At 36.3% G+C, this 21,946-nt stretch carries 6 protein-coding genes, 1 tRNA gene and 2 pseudogenes; all 9 read left to right on the top strand.

Annotated elements, in window-relative coordinates; translation table 11 throughout:
* Positions 1-2 precede the first annotated feature (2 nt).
* The 9 genes and pseudogenes from nhaB (at position 3) to AC0L3Q_RS20110 (ending at position 21,942) form a co-directional block, all read left to right on the top strand.
* The gene (gene nhaB / locus AC0L3Q_RS20150; RefSeq protein WP_073322098.1) at positions 3-1,529 is read left to right on the top strand and encodes a sodium/proton antiporter NhaB; all 1,527 of its coding nucleotides are present in this window, start codon (positions 3-5) and stop codon (positions 1,527-1,529) included.
* 80 nt (positions 1,530-1,609) lie between these two features.
* Entirely contained in the window at positions 1,610-2,296 is a 687-nt protein-coding gene (locus tag AC0L3Q_RS20145) for a MotA/TolQ/ExbB proton channel family protein (protein ID WP_473286985.1), read from the top strand.
* 1 nt (position 2,297) lies between these two features.
* Positions 2,298-2,689 (top strand): annotated as a pseudogene (locus AC0L3Q_RS20140) (ExbD/TolR family protein).
* A 2-nt stretch (positions 2,690-2,691) separates the two neighbouring features.
* Positions 2,692-3,585, top strand: coding sequence for an energy transducer TonB (locus tag AC0L3Q_RS20135; protein ID WP_473282339.1), 894 nt, complete (start codon positions 2,692-2,694; stop codon positions 3,583-3,585).
* 5 nt (positions 3,586-3,590) lie between these two features.
* Positions 3,591-4,807, top strand: a pseudogene (locus AC0L3Q_RS20130) (bifunctional folylpolyglutamate synthase/dihydrofolate synthase).
* A 90-nt stretch (positions 4,808-4,897) separates the two neighbouring features.
* Positions 4,898-4,972 (top strand) — tRNA-Val (locus tag AC0L3Q_RS20125).
* A gap of 684 nt (positions 4,973-5,656) precedes the next feature.
* Positions 5,657-6,181, top strand: a complete 525-nt coding sequence (locus tag AC0L3Q_RS20120) for a UpxY family transcription antiterminator (protein WP_473282337.1) — start codon at positions 5,657-5,659, stop codon at positions 6,179-6,181.
* Positions 6,182-6,243: 62 nt separating this feature from the next.
* Entirely contained in the window at positions 6,244-8,613 is a 2,370-nt protein-coding gene (locus AC0L3Q_RS20115) for a TonB-dependent receptor (protein ID WP_473282336.1), read from the top strand.
* Between the two features lie 255 nt (positions 8,614-8,868).
* Positions 8,869-21,942 carry an amino acid adenylation domain-containing protein gene (locus tag AC0L3Q_RS20110; RefSeq protein ID WP_473282335.1) on the top strand — a complete coding sequence of 4,358 codons (13,074 nt, stop codon included), beginning with the start codon at positions 8,869-8,871 and terminating at the stop codon, positions 21,940-21,942.
* Positions 21,943-21,946: the final 4 nt, after the last annotated feature.

Genomic DNA, 21,946 nt, shown 5'->3' with positions numbered 1-21,946 from the left:
CTATGTTAAAGTATTTTCTAGGAAGTAGTCCGAAATGGTTCAAATTTGTAATGATCGGATTTTTAATTTTTAATGTTTTCTCGTATTTCATATTAGGACCAACCGTAACCGCTTGGGTATTTATAGCGGAGTTTATTTTTACTTTGGCGATGGCACTAAAATGTTATCCTCTGCAATCAGGAGGGATATTAGCTATAGAAGCACTTGCTTTAGGCCTCACGCATCCTATGTACAAGCTTGATCATGGAAAAGTACTTCATGATGAATTAGGAAAAGGAATCAAAGGAGGAGTATTGCTCGAAGTTGAGCAAAACCTAGAAGTTATTCTTTTGTTGGTATTCATGGTGGCCGGTATCTACTTTATGAAACCTTTGTTGATGTATATCTTCAGTAAGGTATTCACGAAGATTAAATCAAAAATGATTTTATCGTTGCTATTTGTATTTCTTGCAGCAGTACTTTCGGCTTTTCTAGATGCCTTAACAGTAACAGCAGTTTTGATTAGTGTTGCTGTTGGATTTTATGGGGTGTATCACAAAATACATTCGGGCTCCGGAGATTATGATGATAGTGGCGTCTTGGATCGAAAAGAACTTAGTGGAGAAACGTTAGAACAATTCAGAAGCTTTTTAAGAAGTTTGGTGATGCATGGTGTAGTAGGTACAGCTTTAGGAGGTGTGTGTACACTAGTGGGTGAGCCTCAAAACTTATTGATTGGTGAGCGAATGGGATGGGATTTTATTCAGTTTTTCCTGAAAATGGCACCTATATCTTTGCCTGTTTTAGGGGCAGGTTTGCTTACTACAGTGGTTTTGGAAATGACAGGATCGTTTGGTTTTGGAGCCAAATTACCAGATGTCGCCAGAACAATCATACAGAACTATACAGATGAGGAAGATGCCAATCGATCAGACCGATCCAAATATGGGTTAATTGTTCAAGCAGTTTCTGCTATACTTTTGATCATAGGATTAGCATTACACCTTGCGCCTGTTGGATTTATAGGGTTAGCATTGATTATCGTCCAAACGGCCTTTATGGGTATTACAGAAGAGCATCAATTAGGTAAAGCTTTTGAAGAAGCATTACCATTTACTGGATTATTGGTAGTTTTCTTTGTAATTGTTGCGATGATTCATGATCAACATTTGTTCACTCCTATTATCGATTGGGCGTTGAAATTAGACCCAAAAGATCAGCCGTCAATGTTTTATGTTGCCAATGGAGTATTATCCATGATCAGTGATAATGTATTCGTTGCTACAGTATACATTGGTGAAGTAAAACAAGCTTTTGATGCGGGTGCTATTACTCGAGAGCAGTTTGAAAACTTAGCCATAGCGATCAATACAGGTACAAATTTACCAAGTGTTGCAACACCTAATGGTCAAGCAGCGTTCTTATTTTTACTAACCTCTTCGTTAGCACCGTTAATCGGATTGTCATACACCAAAATGGTAAAAATGGCTTTCCCTTATACGATAGTGCTCGGAGGAGTTGGATTATTAGGAGTGATTTATTTATTGTAAATTGGGGATATACTTAACCTACATAAATAACGTTAGTATACTAACACTAAATTAACGAAATCAAAATGATGTATTTATCTATGCTCAGTGCGTTTACCCAAAGTTCTGCACAAGTTGACACAGTAATTGAAGAGAAATCACTCTCTATTATGGACCTCCTGTTAAGCGGAGGAACCGGAGCGGTTGTGATAATCGCTATACTTTTTGTTTTGCTCTTTGTAGCAGTCTATATTTACTTTGAAAGACTTTTTGCTATAAAAGCGGCTTCTAAATATGATGAGAGCTTTATGCACCAGATCAGAGATAATGTGGCAAGTGGAAAAATTGAAGCGGCTAAGATTTTATGTGCTCAAACGAATAATCCCGTGGCAAGATTGACCGAAAAAGGTATTTCTAGAATCGGACATCCTCTGGAAGATATTAATAAAGCTATTGAAAATGCAGGGCGTTTGGAGGTCTACAAATTAGAAAAGAATGTAGGTATTTTGGCTACAGTAGCAGGTGCTGCACCTATGATAGGATTCTTAGGAACAGTAATTGGTATGATTTTGGCATTCCATAATTTGGCATCCAGTTCTGGTACTGCAGATATGGGAGTTCTGGCCGAAGGTATTTATACGGCTATGACTACAACCGTTGGTGGTCTTGTAGTTGGTATTGTAGCGTATATAGGATATAATCACTTAGTAGTTCGTACAGATAAAGTGATTCACACTATGGAAGCTCAGGCTGTAGATTTCTTGGACTTGTTGAACGAACCTGCATAGTATGAACTTAAGAGGAAGAAACAAAGTAAGTCCAGAGTTCAGTATGTCGTCGATGACAGATATTGTATTTCTGTTATTGGTGTTTTTTTACTGACCTCTCCTGCAATAACACCAGAAGCCTTGGATCTTATATTGCCAAAAGCTAAAGGTAAAAGCTCTAATGTGCAAAATATATCGGTAAGCATTACCAATAAATTGCAGTATTATGTAGATGACGAACGGATTACGCAAAGTAGTTTAGAATCAACTTTGATTTCAAGGTTACAAGGACAGAATGAGCCTACTATTATTCTGAGAGCAGAAGAAGGAGTCCCAATAGAACGTGCAGTAGCCGTAATGGATATTGCGAATAGAAATAAATTTAAAGTTATACTGGCGGTGAAACCCGATTGATTATGATAAAGCTGGATACAAAACATAAAAGAAAATCCTTGGTGCTAACGATATTGTTGCACATTGGGATTATCTTGTTACTGTTTTATCTTAGCCTTAGTTATATTGTTCCGGAAGAAGAAAGTGGAATTGCGGTAAATTTTGGTACTACAGCAGTTGGATCTGGAAAGATACAACCTAATAAACCCATTAAAACTTCGCCAAAGAATACAACGCCCGAATCGGCTTCTACTGCTCCCACTCCACAAGAGGACTCACCCGAAATTCAGGAAAAGGTGGCTACGCAAGATCTTGAAGACGCCCCGGTGATTGATAAAAAGCCAAAGAAAAAGCCTAAAAAGAAGGTCGAAAAGACTAAAGAAGTCCCTAAAGAAACTTCGGATCAAAAAGTTACCAAAAAGACCGTAAAGGAAACACCTAAAAAGGTAGAGGAAAAGAAACCCGATCCTAAACCAGATAAGTCGACGCTGGATATATTAAATAGCTTTTCTAATGGACCCAAAAACGATGGTACGGCCAAAGGAGGAGAAGGAGACGATAGATCTCCTGGAGATAAAGGAAGTCCAGATGGTGACCCTAATGCCAAAAAGTACTATGGTAACGGAAAAGGGCTAGATGGAGATGGAAATTATCGATTAGGAGGTCGTAAAGCATTAAATAAAGAAAAGTTCGTTCAGGATTGCAATGAGTCTGGTATTGTTGTGGTAAGAATAGAGGTTAATCAGAGCGGAAGAGTAATTAGAGCAACCCCTGGAGTAAAAGGAACAACCAATAGTGCTTCTTGTCTTATGGAACCAGCCAAAAGGGCTGCATTGGCAACCAAGTTTAATAGTGATGCCAAAGCACCGGTAAAACAAGTGGGGACCATTATCTATCAATTTAAACTTTCTGAATAGTATTTATGAATTACAGGGAAACCCTGGATTGGATGTTTGCTCAATTACCGATGTATCAACGTCAAGGAGCAAGCGCCTACAAAGTTGATCTTCACAATACAATCCAATTAGCAACTCACTTAGAAAACCCGCACAAGAAATTCAAAAGCATTCATGTTGGAGGCACTAATGGAAAAGGGTCTACCAGTCATATGCTGGCTTCAGTATTACAAGAAGCCGGGTATAAGGTGGGGTTGTATACTTCTCCTCATTTAAAGGATTTCAGAGAGCGTATTCGGATTAACGGCAAAGTGATCACTGAAGAATATGTTGTTGAGTTTATAGAGAAACACAAAAGTTATTTTGAAAAGCATCATTTGTCATTTTTTGAAATGACTGTGGGAATGGCGTTTCAATACTTTAGTGACTCGGATATAGATATCGCGGTAATTGAAGTTGGCCTTGGGGGAGATTGGATTCTACAAATATCATTACCCCAGAAGTATCTGTTATTACAAATATAGGACTGGATCACACTCGTTTTTTGGGAGATACTCTGGGAGCTATTGCCGGAGAGAAAGCAGGGATCATTAAGCCAGATGTTCCGGTGGTAATAGGAAGAACAACTAATGAAACCAAAAAGGTGTTTTTGGATAAGGCCAAAGCATGTAATAGTACATTATTTTTGGCAGAAGCGTATACTGGTCCATTAGTCACTACAGACTTAAGAGGAAGATATCAGATAGAAAATGTAAAAACAGCTTTACAAACCCTATTGGTATTACGAGAAAGGGGATGGAAGGTTGAAGATGCTCATATCGAAAAAGGCCTTCAGGAAGTAGTTAAGAATACAAGCTTATTGGGGAGATGGCAAATCTTGCAAGAACATCCAAAGGTAATTTGTGATACTGCGCACAACGAAGATGGAATCAAAGAAGTGGTAAAACAGCTAGAGGAGGAGAAATTTGATAATTTGCATATCGTTTTAGGGGTTGTTAATGATAAAGATCTCGATACTATCTTGCCTTTATTTCCAAAGGATGCACGTTACTATTTTGCCAAACCAAATATTCTTCGTGGTTTGGATGCGTATGAATTGAGAAAAAATGGAAAAAAATTCAAATTACTTGGAGCGCATTATGACTCGGTACAAGAAGCCTATCAATCTGCATTACAGGAAGCTACAGATCAAGATGTCATTTATGTAGGAGGAAGTACATTTGTAGTAGCAGAAATAATTTAATTTTTCTTCAATTTTCTTTTGGTAGACTACAAAACTGTGTTATATTTGCATCCGCAATCAGGAACAAGGATTGCGAAAAAATATTGAAAAGGGCGCGTAGCTCAGTTGGTTCAGAGCACTTGGTTTACACCCAAGGGGTCAGGGGTTCGAATCCCTTCGCGCCCACAACAGGTAAAAATCCATTCAAAATATTGAATGGATTTTTTAGTTTTAAAACATTTTACTTCGGCATTGTTTTTTCTATTTCCAGGTCAATTTTTACATTATAATTTCTACAAGTGTTGCTTCATTTGTTTACAAATGATACACTCAACAAATTCGTGAATTTCGGTGCAATTCATATGAAAATTTATAAAAAATGAAAATACTGGATTTTCTCTATTTATAAATCCAAGAAAAAAGGCAAAAAAACACTTAAATTAAATAAATAATTGATTGTCAGTAAATTAAAACAATTTTTAAGTCCTTAATATTTATAAATTTTAAGCGTATAATTTATAAATTCACTACATACGTCCTTTATTTTAAGGCTTTTTACTCCTAAGTTTGTTTTGAGATTAAGAGAAAAGAAATGATTAAAATTTTTGTACAGATCATATTATTAAAGAAGTCTTTTTTGGACTACCTAAAAATATATGACCATTAAAAATTTATAACATTCAATTTTTAATTAAAACTCATTTTACTTTTTGATAAGTAAAAAAATATAAAGACAAGAAGATATTTCTGGTTTTTATGTTGCTGATATAATACTTGATAAACAAAACAAATATTTAAGAATATAAGGTTTGTGACTCAAGGAAGCGAAGCTATATTTTTTATTCACCTTTTTAATACAACTTACACACAATGAATCTTCAATTAAACAAATGGTATGTTCTTTATGTAAGATCTCGTCAAGAAAGAAAGGTACATGATCTTTTGGTAGAAAATGAGATTGAAACTTTTCTTCCTATGGTAGACACTATAAGAGAGTGGAGTGATAGAAAAAAGAAAATAAAGGTTCCTCTATTTACATCTTATGTATTTGTAAAAATCAAATCTGCTATGGACCTTCATAAATCTCTTTCTATAGATGGAGCTTGTGCTTATATAACTTTTGGTAACACTTATGCCATTGTAAAGGATCATGAAATTGAGATGATAAAGTTATTAATCGGCGTAGGTAGTGATATCCAATTAAGTCCAGCCAACGAGATTCCTGCTATAGGAGAGATCAAAACCATACTTCATGGTCCGCTGGAAGGAAAAGAATGTGAAATCGTAAACATTAATAATCAGAATAACATTATCGTCAGAATCAAATCAATTCAACAAAATATTTTGGTTAAAATCCCAATTGGTTATCTTTATCAACTTCCCAGAGCGGTTTAATAATTACTTGATATCAATTGTAGCGTTAAAAACTAAGTGAAATCGTCACACAAACCTAATTAATGAAACATTTTATTAAACCTCAAGTAAAAACAGTATTACTAATTCTTTTGTTCCCTTTGCTGAGTTTTGGGCAAAATTTTGAGATCAAAGGCCAAATCATCGAAGACATTCAAAATATTGCACTACCATTTGTAAATGTAGTTTTGAAATCATCGGATAATACGATCTTAAATGGTGTAACCACCGATGAGAATGGAAATTTTGTTATTGAAAGTGAAGCAGGGCAGTTCAATCTTGAAATTAGCTTTTTAGGCTATCATTCTAAAACTATTTCGTTGAGTGTATCCGAAAATAAGGATTTGGGAGTAATCGTCTTAGAAGAAGCGATAGAGCAATTAGAGGGAGTGTCTATTATCGCGAAAAAACCAACCATCAAAAAAGAGGCAGGAGTACTCACTATGAATGTAGAGAACTCTTCAATAAGTGAAATTGGAAATGCCTCTGATATATTACGACAAACTCCATCTCTTTCTGTTAGTTCTGAGAATGCGATACAGGTTTTCGGAAAAGGACAGGCACAAATCTATATCGATGGTAGAAGAGTAGAAGATGCATCAGAGTTAAATTTGATTAATTCTAGTGATGTATCCAAAGTAGAAGTGATTCGTAATCCATCTGCAAAGTATGATGCAGAGGGTAATGCAATTGTTTTTATAACTACTACGAAAAACAAAAAAGAAGGGTTTAATTCTAAACTTACTTTCAGATATGATCAAAGAACATTATCAAGTTGGCTGGGAGGGCTCAATCTTAATTATAAAAAAGGAGGAGTAAATCTTTACAGTTCGTATAGCTACGGACCAAAACAAAGAAGAAGTATCGATGAATATCAACGTACTTTTTTTAATGATGACCTTACCGAAACCACAATGAGAAATATTGTGGAGAACACATCAGATTTTAAAAATGTACATAACGTAAGATTAGGAAGTAGTATTGATATAGGAACAAATCAAACCCTGGATATCAAGTTAAGTTCTGCTATAGAAGGCGATGATCTTGATGCTAATAATACCAATCAGGTAATAAATTTGAATAATCAAGACCTACAGTTGAATACCTTTACCAGTACAGAGGTGAGTAGCCAAACGAATTCTGTGAATGTTAATTATGAAAACCGTATTGATACCTTAGGAAGAAGATTCAATTTCTTTTCGAATTATACCAGATTCGAATCTTCGTCCAAGGGAGGGATACTAGAAGACATCTCAAACTTAACAGCAGATCGAAATAAAGAAAACAACAACGAAAACAACATCGATATTTTAACTACAGCCATAGATTACTCACATCCTTTTGGAGAAAGTTTAATGGTAGATGTTGGTGCAAAATATTCTAAGGTCCTAAACTCTAGTGATCTTCGATTATCAAATATTACAGAACAAACTATTATCGAAAGAGAAGGATTTAAATACGACGAAACTATCTATGCGGTATATGGTGAAATCCGTAAGAATTTTGAAAAGCTAAGGGCTAAATTAGGAGTAAGAGTGGAGAATACAGATCTAAGCGGGGTTTCTAGAGTTACCGACGAAACGATCATCGATAGCAGTTTTACCAATGTATTCCCTTCTGTGTCTTTGAATTACAAGATGAGCGAGGATTTAGGATTAGGTTTTTACTATAGCAAAAGAATTGCAAGACCAGATATTCAGTCTTTAAATCCATTTGTTAATTTCATAGATTCCTTAAGTATTCAGAGAGGAAATCCAAGATTAAGACCTGTGCAAACTGACGAATTCGAATTATCTATAGAGTATCAAGAAGCCATAAGTTTGGATATATCATATAACAAGTTCAAAAGGCCGATATATGATTTTCTGACAAATGAAGATTTTGTAACTGTAGCTACCGAAATAAATTTTGAAAGTGAAGAACAATTTTCGGTAGGTCTGGGAGCACCTTATGATCTGGATTGGTGGACAATTTATGCTTATGGAGGAGTTTCTCACGTTTTTAACACTACAGTCATCGATGATCAAAAATTAAAAGACAATACGTACTTCGAGTTTTTGTTGCAAAGTAGTTTTAGTCTTCCGGCAAAGTTCGATGTTAATTTATCGTATCTGTATTCAGGAGAGCAACGAGATGGTATTTTTACGATACAGCCTTTACAAATTCTCAACATATCGGTAGGAAAAAAGATGTTTAACGATCAGCTAAGTTTAAGACTTAATGCTCAAGATATTTTTGACACGTATAGAGTGCAATCAAATACAAGTTTAGAAGGGTTTGATATTCAAGCCGATCAGTTTTTTGATATTTCTGCATTCATTTTTTCCGCCGTGTATACTTTTGGAAATAACAATAACAAGAAGATTAAAGATAAAGAAGTACCTGAACTAGACAGGATAAAAAAGGATAATTAAATCCCTATTTCACACCAGTTTTCCATTTTTTGTTGAAGCATTTCTAAAGGAGTACTGCTCCTTTAGAATGGCTTCTTACACCATAAGATTAGGCAGCATTTGATCGCTGCAATGATCCCTTATTACCTTATCTAAGTATTTTTTAATGCGCACTGCTACTATACAGCATGCCGTACCGAATACCTTTTGAGTATAAAATTGCTGTTATCCAAATAACAGACCACATAATAATCTAATATTTAAAAAATTCCACACATGTCCAGCAAAAATAAAACACTTAAGAATACACTTAAGGCAGAGACCTTAGTGCAATTATTTTATAGACATCTGCAGGAATCTCCTGATAAAGTCATTTACAGATTCTTGAAGAATGGTGAAGAAGAAGTTGATTCAAGAACATTCCGAGCATTGTTTGATAGATCAATGGTTATAGCTTCAAACATATCAAAATATGCTAAACCAGGAGATCGAGTATTGCTATTATACCCTTCAGGATTAGAATTTGTAGACGCTTTCTTTGGCTGTCTATTGGCAGGGGTAATAGCGGTTCCAGCGTTTCCTCCACAAGGAAAGAGAAGAGTAGGAAGATTAGAAAAAATCGTTTCTGATTGTAACGCTAACCTTGTGTTATCAACAGAAGAGATTTACAACAAATGTAACGGTTGGTTTGATGATAAGATTATTTCGAAATCAAATTGGATGCAGACGGATACCCTGGAAAACCTAGTAGATGTCGAACTTCCTGAAATTACATCCGAGACCGTTGCGTTTTTACAATATACCTCTGGTTCTACAGGAGATCCCAAAGGGGTAATTGTGGATCATTCGAATTTGATCCATAATAGCGAACTTATTAAAAATTCATGCCATCATACTCCTGATTCTGTAGAAGTTTCCTGGTTACCGATTTACCACGATTTGGGATTGATAGGAAATATCATTCAGGCATTTTATGTGGGATTTGAAATTGTGGTTATGCCACCAGTTGCGTTTATTCAAAAACCAGTTCGATGGTTAAAGGCAATTTCCAAATACAAAGGAACTACTAGTGGAGGACCTAATTTTGCCTACGATTTGTGTTTAAGTAATATCCAAAAAGAAGAGCTGGAAGATATTGATTTAAGTCATTGGAAAGTAGCTTTTAACGGAGCAGAACCTATTAGACCAGAGACTTTGCAGAAGTTTGCTGATTTCTTTAAAGCTTATGGGTTATCTGAAACAGCAATTTTTCCGTGCTACGGAATGGCAGAAACAACGTTGATGGTTAGTGGTACACAAATCAACGAAGAACCCACCGTTTTAGAAATAGACAAGAAAAATTTCAACTTAGGGAAAGTAGAGCTTCGTTCAAATGATGTAAACGATAACGAATCTGTACGATTGGTGAGTAGCGGATTGGTGCTAGGGGATTTAAAAGTGAAAATCGTTGACCCTGAAACCAAAAAGATCTGTAAGAATGGAGAAATTGGAGAGATTTGGATCAATGGAGGTAGCGTTGCAAAAGGGTATTGGAATAGAAAAGAATTATCCAAGGAAACCTTTTCGGTATTTACGAATTATGCCAATGGGAAAATCAATACAAAGAAAGGTGCTTATTTAAGAACTGGCGATATGGGATTCTTTCATGAAAATGAGTTGTTTATCTCTGGGCGACTGAAAGAAATGATGATTTTCAATGGGGTGAATTATTATCCTCAGGATATAGAACGTATTGTACAAAAATCACATTCTGATTTACAAAATAATGCAGGAGTAGCATTGTCTACTACAATAAATGGTAAAGAAGAACTGGTGATCGTTCAGGAAATAAAACGTACTAGTATACGTAATTATGATGTCGAGGATATCGTGAAAAAAATATGTGATGCAGTTTACGAAGAACATCAACTTTCTGTTCATGCTGTAGTTCTGGTAAGTCCAGGTAGAATCCCTAAAACATCTAGCGGAAAAATACAGCGTGTAGGTACTAGAATTTCTTTTGAAGAAAACAATGTAGATGGAAAGCTGGAAAGCTGGATTCGAGGGGATGTACCTATCAAAGAGGAAAAAGAGGTTGAGGTTGATGTAGTAGTTTCCGAAACTTCTCCAGAAAAGAAAATAAATACTACAGCGCTGGTAGATTGGCTAACACAAACTATAGCGCAAGAATTAGATATAGAGGCTTCTTCGATCAGTTCAGACAAGTCTTTTTCAGAATTAGGATTGAAATCATTACACAGTATCCGTTTATCGGGGAAATTATCAGATTTTATAGGCAAGGAAGTATCTCCTACGCTATTCTATAACTATCCAAATATTCAAAGTTTATCTCAGAAAATAGCGTCAGAGAATGATGTGTTACAAATCGAAAACCCTTCTGAAAATGAAGGGAATAATGAATCAGTTGCCATTATCGGGATGGCTTGTAAATTTCCGCAGGCAGATAGCATAGAAACATTCTGGGATAATTTAAAGAATCATAAAGACGCAATAATCAAGGTTCCCGAAGATAGATGGGATATTGATGCATATTTCTGCGAAGATGCCGAGGGGAATAAGATGAGTACGCGTTGGGGAGGATTTATCAACGATGTTGACCAATTTGATGCGGATTTCTTTGAAATTTCACCAAGAGAAGCGAAGCAGCTAGATCCGCAACAACGAATTTTATTAGAGCTAACTCATGAATTGTTAGAACGATCTGGCTATAGTTCTTCTAGTGTTAAAGGATCTGAAACTGGGGTCTATATTGGTGCTATGCAAAGTAATTATGGAGATATTCTTAAAAAAGGAACTCCAGATATTTATTCAGGGACCGGAACAGCCCTTAGTATCATCGCTAACAGACTATCTTATTATTACGATTTTAGAGGGCCGAGTATGACTATTGATACAGCCTGCTCGTCATCTTTGGTAAGTGTACACACGGCGGTTAGAAGTATTCAAAATAATGAATGTAATATGGCTATTGCCGGAGGAGTGAATTTAATTCTTACTCCGGATTCTACAGTGGCGCTTTCTAAAGCAGGAATGATGTCTCCAGATGGGCGTTGCAAAACGTTTGATCATAGTGCTAATGGATATGTGAGAAGTGAAGGATGTGGATTGATATTGCTAAAGCCAGTATCTAAAGCATTAGAGGATGGAGACAATATTTTAGCAATAATCAAGGGGTCAGCCATCAATCAAGACGGACATAGTAATGGTTTAACCGCTCCTAACGGGATATCACAACAAGATGTAATTAATACTGCCATCGATACTGCTAACCTAAAGCCTGAGGATATCGATTATATCGAAACACACGGTACCGGTACTGCATTGGGAGACCCAATCGAGATACAAGCTCTGGATACGGTATACAACGAGAATAGAGATAAGAATAAACCATTAATACTTGGTTCGGTAAAATCCAATATTGGACATCTAGAATCAGCAGCAGGGATTGCTGGTCTTATCAAAACTGTGTTATGTATTCAAAATTCATCAATTCCTAAGCAAATCCATTTTGATACGCCCAATAAACATATCAATTGGGAGAATTTGAACATCAAAATACCACAGCAATATACTGGGTGGAATAAAGAAAATAACGAACCAAAACGAGCGGGAATCAGTTCGTTTGGATTTGGAGGTGCAAATGCACATATCATATTAGAAGAATTTTTGATAGAAAGCAAAAACGATAGAGAAACTAATGTAGCACCAAGAACTTCAGAGTTAGTTACGATATCAGGTAAAAATGCAAAAGCTCTGGAAGCGCAAATATCAAACCTTGTTACCTATTTGAAAGCAAATGAAGCAGTTGATTTGCAAGATGTGTCTTACAGTTTGGGAGTTGCCAGAGATCATTTTGGTAACCGTTTGGGAATAGTAGCAGAAAGTAAAGAAGATCTTTTGACCCAGCTGGGTGCTGCCAAAGTACAAGAGAATACACAGGCAACTTCGGCCAAAACAGCTTTTATATTTACAGGACAAGGCTCTCAATATATCGGGATGGGTAAAACCCTATATGCTTCTGAGCCTGTTTTTAGATCTTCTCTAGATCAGTGCGCAGAGATATTGAAGCCTCTTTTAGAAAAAGATTTGTTGACCATCATGTTTGCCGAAGAAGGATCAGAAAATGAGAAGTTGATTGATCAAACAATGTATACCCAACCGGTAATTTTTTCGATTGGATATGCCTTATATCAACTTTGGAGTAGCTGGGGAGTTACTCCCGAAATACTGCTGGGTCATAGTATAGGAGAGATTACAGCAGCTTGTGTTGCAGGAGTTTTAAGCTTGGAAGATAGTCTGAAACTAGTAGCTTCAAGGGGACGTTTGATGCAAGAGCTTTGTGAAAAAGGAAGTATGGTTGCAGTGCAAAGTACTGCTGTAGCTGTATCCGCATATATTGATAAGTATAAAGATGAAATTTCGATTGCAGCGATAAACGGACCAAATCAGACCGTTATTTCGGGTAATGAAAAAACCTTGAAGAAAATTTGTGATGATTTCTCGTTTAAAGGAATAAAACACAAACCACTTACCGTTTCTCACGCTTTTCATTCTCCTATGATGAAGCCGATGCTGGATGAATTTAAGAAGGTTGCCGAATCTTTAACCTATAAGCGTTCAACATATAAAATTGTAAGCACGGTTACTGGGGGTATTATAAAAGACGAATTGAGCACAGCACAGTATTGGATTGATCATGTTAGCGCTCCTGTACATTTTTATGATGGGATGTTAACGCTTGAATCGTTAGATGTTCAACGATATGTAGAAATAGGTGCGCATCCTATACTTACAGTAATGGGAAGTCAATGTTTAGAAGATAATCATGATGCTATCTGGATTCCTTCATTAAAGAAAAATAATGACGAAATACAACAGATGCTGCAAGGATTAGCTGAGTGGTATGAGTGTGGCGGAATTGTGGATTGGGTTAATTTTTATAAGAACAGAAATGCTAGCAAAGTAGGATTGCCAACGTACGCATTTCAGCATAAAAAGTATTGGTTAGACCCTGTGCAGAGTGATGAGGTGAAAGTAGAAAACACTGTTGTTTTAACAAAGGAAGAAACTCATGAAACAACAAGTATCAAAAATATCATAAACGATATTGAAGAAAAAATCAAAAACATCATTTCTGGATCATTACAAATTGATGTAGCCGAAATTTCTCATGACACTACGCTTTTGGAGTTGGGTGCAGATTCTATTGTTTTACTAGAATGCACCAAAAAAATTGAGAAAGAATTTAATATCAAAATACCAATACGTAGGCTGTTTGAAGATCTTATAGATCTTAAATCCTTGATATCTTATGTTGAGGAAAACAGTCCAATAATAGCAGAGCAAGTTGAAAATGATAAACAAGAGAAGAATAAAAAATCTTCTCTGGAACAAGTAAAAATAAACGGTGTATCAAAAACTAATTCTGAAGCCAATACAGATGTACTTCAGATCATACGTGAGCAATTTGCAGAACAGAATAGAATTCTATCACAGTATTTACAAATTTCAGATAGTGGTGAGAATTTACAAAACCTCGAAGGACTTCAGATTAATGGAGTATCTGGTCTCAAAAGTTCAGGAGGTAAAACCAAAGAAAAAGCGATTCTTCCTTCTTCTTTTGGGGATAAAGATTTCTTCTTTACCAAATTGCCAGATAATCAAGAGCAACAACTACCTGGATTAATCGAGGCGTACACCAAGAAAACACCAAACTCAAAATTATACGCAAATCGCAATAAAAAAGTATTGTCCGATTACCGTTCTACTTTAGGGTTTAGAATGTCTACAAAAGAAATGGTCTACCCGATTGTAACAGCTACTGCAGCTGGATCTCGTTTTACCGATATTGATGATAATGAATACATCGATATTACTATGGGGATGGGGTCTTGCATTTTTGGTCATCAGCCAGATTTTATCGTAGAGGCTATACAAAACCAATTACAAAAAGGAATTAACATAGGACCATTGGCTGAATTATCAGGAGAGGTAGCCAATTTGATTTCAGAAATAACAGGGATGGAGAGGGTATGCTTTGCAAATACAGGTAGTGAAGCAGTTTCTTTTGCATTGCGTTTGGCAAGATCGGTTACAGGAAAAAATAAGATCGTAATCTTTTCTGGGTCCTATCATGGACATTCAGAACTTATTCTGGGAGTTGCAGGAGATAGTGAAACAGATATCGAACCTATGGTATCAGGAATTCCTAAAAATATGGTTCAGGATCTAATTGTGCTGAACTACTCTGATGATGATATTTTGGATCAAATCAGGGCTCATGCAGACGATTTGGCTGGAGTAATGATAGAGCCCGTAAGAAGTAGATATCCCGGATATCAACCTATTGAATTGATCAAGGAATTAAGAGCTTTGACCAAAGAGTTGGATGTACCTTTCATTTTTGATGAAATGATCACTGGTTTTAGAATTATGCCAGGAGGAGCTCAGGAATACTTTGGAATAAGAGCAGATATTGCTACCTATGGAAAGATCGTTGGAGGAGGTATGCCGATCGGGGTTATCGCTGGTTCTAGCAAATATCTTGACGCTGTAGATGGAGGAAATTGGAATTATGGAGACGATTCCTATCCAGAAGCTAGTAAAACGCTTATTGCAGGAACTTTTACCAGACATCCTTTGGCCATGGCGGCATCAAAAGCAGTATTACTTAAGATTAAAGAAATAGGAGTAGAAGCGTATCAACAACTCAATCAAAAAACAGCAGATCTTATAGCAAGACTTAATCAATATTTTAAGAAAGAGTCTCTTCCTATCGAAATGCATCATTTTGGATCACTATTCTGTTTCAAATACAAAGGCAATTTTGATCTACTACTTTTCCGTCTTATCGAAAAAGGAATATATGCCTGGGCAGCCAATAATTTATTTTTATCATTTGCCCACGACGAAAAAGATGTTGAAGAAATTTATGAAGCGATCTGCGAATGTGTGCTTACGGTACATCGATTAGATGGCACTGGTTCAAGAGATATTGATCACAAAAACGTTTTGCCTTCTGTAAAGTCGCATGAATCTACTTTGGCTCAAAGACAATTGTTTTTATTAGATGAAATTAACAAGGAGCAGTCCTTGGGATATATATTGTCTTTTAGCATTGATATGAAAGGAAAGGTAAACCTTCAATACTTAGAAAAAGCATTGGATAGTTTACTCAATAATCATGAAATTTTAAAAAGTAAATTTTCTGAGGACGGGGAATTTTTGATCTACGATGATTCGATTACGATCCCACTCCACCAAATAGATATATCTGATGTAGCGGATGAAAATAAAGTTGAGAAGTATCAACTACTTATTAAAGAAGAGCTAGATCAGCCATTTTCTTTTACCGAAGGACCTTTGATCCGTTTAAATTTAGTGAAGCTGGATCAGGAACAACATGTTTTGTTAGTTTCTCTACATCATATTATTTCTGATGGTTGGTCGTGCGCATTGTTTATTGAAGAACTTACAGATGCTTATAAAGCAATAAGTAAAGGTGAAATTCCTAATAAAGCAGTTGAAGTTCAATTTTCGGATTATGTAAACTGGTTAAATGAGTATAAAGCAAGTCAGCGATGGAAAGAGGATGAAACATACTTTAATACATTGTTTTCTGACAAAAAACTTAAAATAGATCTTCCTTTTCACAGAGACACCAAGGCGAACGAAAATCAAAGTGATTTTGTAAAATGTGTGATTTCTTCAGAAGAACTTAATAACTATAAGCAATGGAGTAACAAGCATGGGTTGACGCTGTTTATGACTTTTCTTTCAGCATTTGAGTTGTTACTTTTTAAATTAAGCCAATCCAAAGATATTGTTCTAGGGATTCCGGTAGGAGGAAGAGGAATGTCGAATGTTGAAAAATCTATCGGTTATTTTTCACACATCATGCCTTTAACCTCTCATTATGATCCAAAAGAATCGGTAACAGCATATGTAAAAGATCTTAGACGTAGATTATTTGATGCTTTTGATCATCAGGATTATCCTTACGGTTATTTTATTGATTTACATAGGCAAGAAGGACAAAAGTTGTATGAGGGAATGAATGTGTATTTCAATTTTGATGTGGGTGTAAAACCTATTGAAATTGAAGAATTAACATTAAGCCTGGAAGAACATAGGACATTGTACACAGACATTGACCTGATGTTGAATACCATTGAAAACGACGATGAATTAATCATGAGCTTAGATTTTAGAAGTTCACTATTGAGTAAATCGTTGGCAGAACAAATTCTAGCATGTTTTAAGTATGTTGTTGATCAGATTACTACTGACGAAAATACATACCTGTCTGAAGTAAAAGTTATTTCGGAAAAAGATCAAAAACAACTGTTGACTAATTGGGATGCAGTAAAGTACCCAATCCCTTCAAATACCAGTGTTTTGACTTTATTTGAAGATCAGGTGTCGGCCAATCCAAATCATATAGCTTTACGTTTTGAAGATCAGGTAATTTCTTATAAAGAATTGGATGAACGTTCTAATCAATTGGCTCATTATTTGATTAAGAAAGGTGTGCAAAAAGAGGAGTTAGTTCCTATTTGTACGGAGCGATCTGTAGAAATGATTGTTGGTATTTTGGGGATACTAAAATCAGGAGCAGCTTATGTTCCAATAAGCACCAAAGATTCAAAAGCAAGAGCTCTTCATATACTTTCTGATACCAACTCCAAATTGGTGTTGAGTGATACGGCGAATAGATCCTTTATTGAAGGAGCTGAGAATTTAGACATTGTTTTATTAGATAAAGATTTTGAAGAGATTTCAAAAGAACCTATTGCAAAATGTGATGTTGTGATTGATACCAATCAATTGGCCTATATCATCTATACATCAGGTTCTACTGGTTTGCCAAAAGGGGTAATGATAGAACATCACGCAGTTTTGAATCATATTGTGTATCATAAAGATCAATTTGGTATTGATAGTACAGATACTATTTTATTATTTTCAAATTATGCTTTTGATGCTTCTGTAGAACAAATGTTCTTGGCATTAACATCAGGAAGCGCTTTGATCGTTCCAAAAGAAGACATACTACTAGATGTAGATGCTTTCCAAAAATTTATCAAGCAAGAGGAAATTACGCATTTACATGCTACACCAAGTTTTCTGATTAATTTGCCATTTGATGGAGGCTATACTGCTCTTAGAAGGGTTATCGCTGGTGGAGAATCTTGTCCACTAAGTCTGGCAAAACTGTGGGGTGGCACTTATGAGTTTTACAATGAATATGGACCAACAGAAACTACAATTACTTCGATAGCATGTAAATTTGATCCTACTATTGAGGAAGATGATATTCTTCCAATAGGAAAACCAATCGGAAATACACAAGTCTACATTTTAGGCGATAGTCTAGAGGTTTTACCAGTGGGAGTAGTAGGCGAGTTATGTTTAGGCGGATCCGGATTAGCCAGAGGCTATTTAAATAGAGAGGAATTAACTAGTGAGAAGTTTATCGCTCATCCCTTTAAGGAAGGGGAGCGATTATATAAGACGGGAGATTTAGCCCGATGGTTACCTGATGGTAGTATTGCCTTTGTAGGTCGTAAGGACGATCAGGTAAAGATTAGAGGGTATCGCATCGAGCTAGGGGAGATCGAGAGTGTTTTACATGATGTGGCAGGAGTTGTACAGGGCGTTGTTCAGGTGACTACCGATAGTCAGGGCGTAAAGCGTTTGGTAGGTTATGTAGTTGTAGAAGCAGATTTGGATCGAGAAGGGATTATAAGCGGTTTAAGTGAGCGCCTGCCAGACTATATGATCCCACAGTTATGGGTACTACTGGATAGTCTACCATTGAACCGCAATGGTAAGGTAGATAAGAAGTCTTTACCAAGTGTTGATGTATCCGAGCTACAGGGAGTTGAATATGTAGCTCCACAAACAGCTACAGAAGTAAAATTATCACAGTATTGGTCAGAGTTATTAGGAGTAGAAAGAGTGGGTATAGAGGATGATTTCTTTGTATTGGGAGGTCATTCGTTACTAGCGACCAGAGTAGCTACTTATATCCGCAGTGAGTTTGAAGTGGATATTCGTATTAGAGACTTGTTTAGTTACACCAGGTTAGTAGACTTGTGTAGTTATATTGATAGTTTAGAGAAGAGCAGTGTAGTAAGCATCGGTAGTGTTGAGCGTCCAAAGCGTATTCCACTATCCTTTGCACAGGAGCGTTTATGGTTCCTAGACCGATTTATCGAAGGAGATACTTCGTACCATATGCCCGGTGTCTTCAAAATCAATGGAGATATCGATATTGAGATCCTACAAGCTTCTATAAACGTAATCATCAATCGCCATGAAGTGTTACGTACTGTATATAAAGAATTTGCAGGAGAGGCATATCAACAGGCAATACCAGAAAATGAATGGCAATTAGAACCTACATTATCAATCGATGGATTGTCCTCAGTAGGGCTAGAGACCTTAATTAATAATGAGATTGAGCGTCCCTTTGATTTGAGTTGTGATCATATGCTACGAGTTACGTTACTAGAAGAAGAAGGTAAAGCGAAGTTATTGATCTTTAACATGCATCATATTGCTTCAGATGGTTGGTCTTTTTCCGTACTTCTAAACGAACTATTACAAGTATACGAATCTATATTGTCGAGTGTTGATTTACATTTAGCAACCTTACCGATTCAGTATGCGGACTATAGTATTTGGCAACGGGAGTACCTGTCAGGAGAGCGTTTGGATACGCAACTAGGATATTGGAAAGACACTTTAGATGGAGTTATTCCATTAGAATTACCGTTGGACTATGTACGTCCCAAAGAGCAAAGCCTGGAAGGAGCCAGCTTAAGTTTTGAGTTGGATAGTGATATTGTTGAAGGGATTAAAGAACTGTCTAAAGAACGTGGGACTACCTTGTTCATGACTTTGTTATCTGCCTTTAAAGTATTGATGCACAGATATAGTGGTCAGGATGATATTTGTATAGGTACTCCTATAGCAAATAGAGAACAGGAAGAGGTTTCCGAACTGATCGGATTTTTTGTAAATACCTTGGCTTTGCGTAGCGATTTGAGTGGTAATCCAAGTTTTGAAGAGGTGCTTTCTCAGGTTCGCGAAAACACCTTGGATGCCTACGAACATCAACAAGTTCCTTTTGAGAAGATTGTAAGTGAAGTAGTACCAGATCGCGACATGAGTCGTAGTCCCCTATTTCAGGTGATGTTTGCTTTACAAAATAATGAGGTGTCAGATAATGAGATGAATTTTGAGCTTGGAAACACCAAGATGATCAAACAGGATCTGGAAACTCGCACTTCACAATTTGATTTAAGTTTGGATGTTGTTGAGATAGATAATGTCTTAGAAGTAGATATAGAATATTGTACGGCTCTTTTTCGTAGACCTACAATCCAACGTATGGCGGCACATTTTGAGGTGTTATTGCGCAGTATTGTTAAGAATCCTGATGAAGCCATTAGTCACTTAGAAATACTTACAAGTGAAGAAAAAGAACGATTGTTATTGGAGTTTAATGCAACAACCTTTACTTATGATGAAACTCAAACAGTAGTTGATCTGTTTTCTAACCAAGTAAAGAAAACACCTAATAAAGTTGCTTTAATTTATGGCAACGATTCACTTACCTATGCAGAATTAGATGCTCGTTCAACACAATTGGCGTATCATCTAAGAAATAAAGGAGTTACAGAAAACACCCTGGTAGGGATTAGTATCTCTAGATCAATAGAGATGATTATAGGAGTTTTGGGAGTAATCAAATCCGGAGGCGCTTATGTGCCTATTGATCCAGAATATCCATCAGATCGTATCAATTATATGTTAGAGGATTCTGGAGTAGTGTTAGTACTAAGCAGTAGTATTGATACAGAATCAATATCCATCAAAGAAGGGTTGGATGTTATTTTACTGGATACTGATTGGAACAAGATCGGTGAAGAATCCACAGAAAGTATACTAACTTCTTTGCAACCAGAGGATACAGTTTGTCTCATCTACACTTCGGGTACTACAGGTCATCCAAAAGGAGTAATGGTGAAGCATTCTTCTTTATTGAATATTGCGTTAAGTTGGCAAGATGAGTATGGTCTGGATGAAGATACTAAATTATTGCAGATGGCGAGTTTCTCATTTGATGTGTTTACTGGCGATGTATGTCGTAGTCTTTTATTCGGTGGTACGATGGTGATCTGTCCCGCAGAGATTCGTTTTGATCCTGAAGGTTTCTATGAATTACTATCCTTACACCAGATCAATATCATAGAGTTAACTCCCTCGTTAGCCATTCCTCTAATGGATTATGTGTACGAAGAGTCATTACCAATTTCATGGTTACGTTTATTGATCCTGGGATCGGATTTATGTGCAACAGTTGATTTCAAACGTTTATTAGAGCGTTTTGGAGCTTCTGTTCGTATCATCAATAGTTATGGTACAACTGAAACCACCATAGATAGTTCATATTTTGAAGCTGAAGATATTTCTAGCTTAGATCGTTTATCGAGCGTTCCAATTGGTAAGCCATTATCCAATACTACTTTTTATATCCTGGATTCGAATCAGCAGTTACTACCGATTGGTATTGCAGGAGAGTTATACATCGGCGGTTCTGGTGTATCCAAGGGATATCTCAACAAAGAGGAATTGACTTCAGAAAAGTTTGTACCACACCCATTCAAAGAAGGAGAGTTGCTGTACAAGACTGGAGATTTGGCCAGATGGTTACCCGATGGTAATGTTGATTTTATAGGTAGAAATGACAGTCAGGTGAAGTTACGAGGATATCGTATAGAACTTGGTGAGATCGAGAGTATTTTGTTGGAATTAGAAATCGTAAAACAAGGGGTAGTTGCGATAAAAGAAGATGAGAACAATAGTAAACATTTGGTTGGATATGTTGTTTCTGAAGGAGAATTTAACAGAGAAGCAATCATAAGGCACCTTAGGGCTAAGTTACCAGATTATATGGTTCCTCAACTATGGATTGCATTGGACGAAATGCCACTAACCAGTAATGGAAAAGTAGATAGAAGAGCTTTACCAGGATTGGATATTTCTGCAATGTTGGATCAGGAGTTTGTAGCTCCTGGTACCGAGATAGAAATCAAACTGGCAGAGTTATGGCAGGATCTTCTGAAAGTAGATAATATAGGTGTTCATGACGATTTCTTTCTGCTAGGAGGGCATTCTTTATTAGTCATTAAGATCATATCTATTATTAATAATGAGTTTTCAATTAACCTACCCGTAGCAACATTTTTTGAGTATTCTAATATTTCCGATTTGGCAAAGTATATATCTATTATGCAACCAATCGAGGATGAAACAGAATTTGAATTATTTGATTTATAATTAA

Source organism: Aquimarina sp. KJ22-3, from assembly GCF_055808215.1.
This window is presented reverse-complemented; position numbering and strand designations above follow the sequence as displayed.

Coding starts and splice junctions, on each gene's coding strand:
- AC0L3Q_RS20115 (WP_473282336.1), top strand. CDS start 6,244: ATGAAACATTTTATTAAACCTCAAGTAAAAACAGTATTACTAATTCTT.
- nhaB (WP_073322098.1), top strand. CDS start 3: ATGTTAAAGTATTTTCTAGGAAGTAGTCCGAAATGGTTCAAATTTGTA.
- AC0L3Q_RS20145 (WP_473286985.1), top strand. CDS start 1,610: ATGCTCAGTGCGTTTACCCAAAGTTCTGCACAAGTTGACACAGTAATT.
- AC0L3Q_RS20110 (WP_473282335.1), top strand. CDS start 8,869: ATGTCCAGCAAAAATAAAACACTTAAGAATACACTTAAGGCAGAGACC.
- AC0L3Q_RS20135 (WP_473282339.1), top strand. CDS start 2,692: ATGATAAAGCTGGATACAAAACATAAAAGAAAATCCTTGGTGCTAACG.
- AC0L3Q_RS20120 (WP_473282337.1), top strand. CDS start 5,657: ATGAATCTTCAATTAAACAAATGGTATGTTCTTTATGTAAGATCTCGT.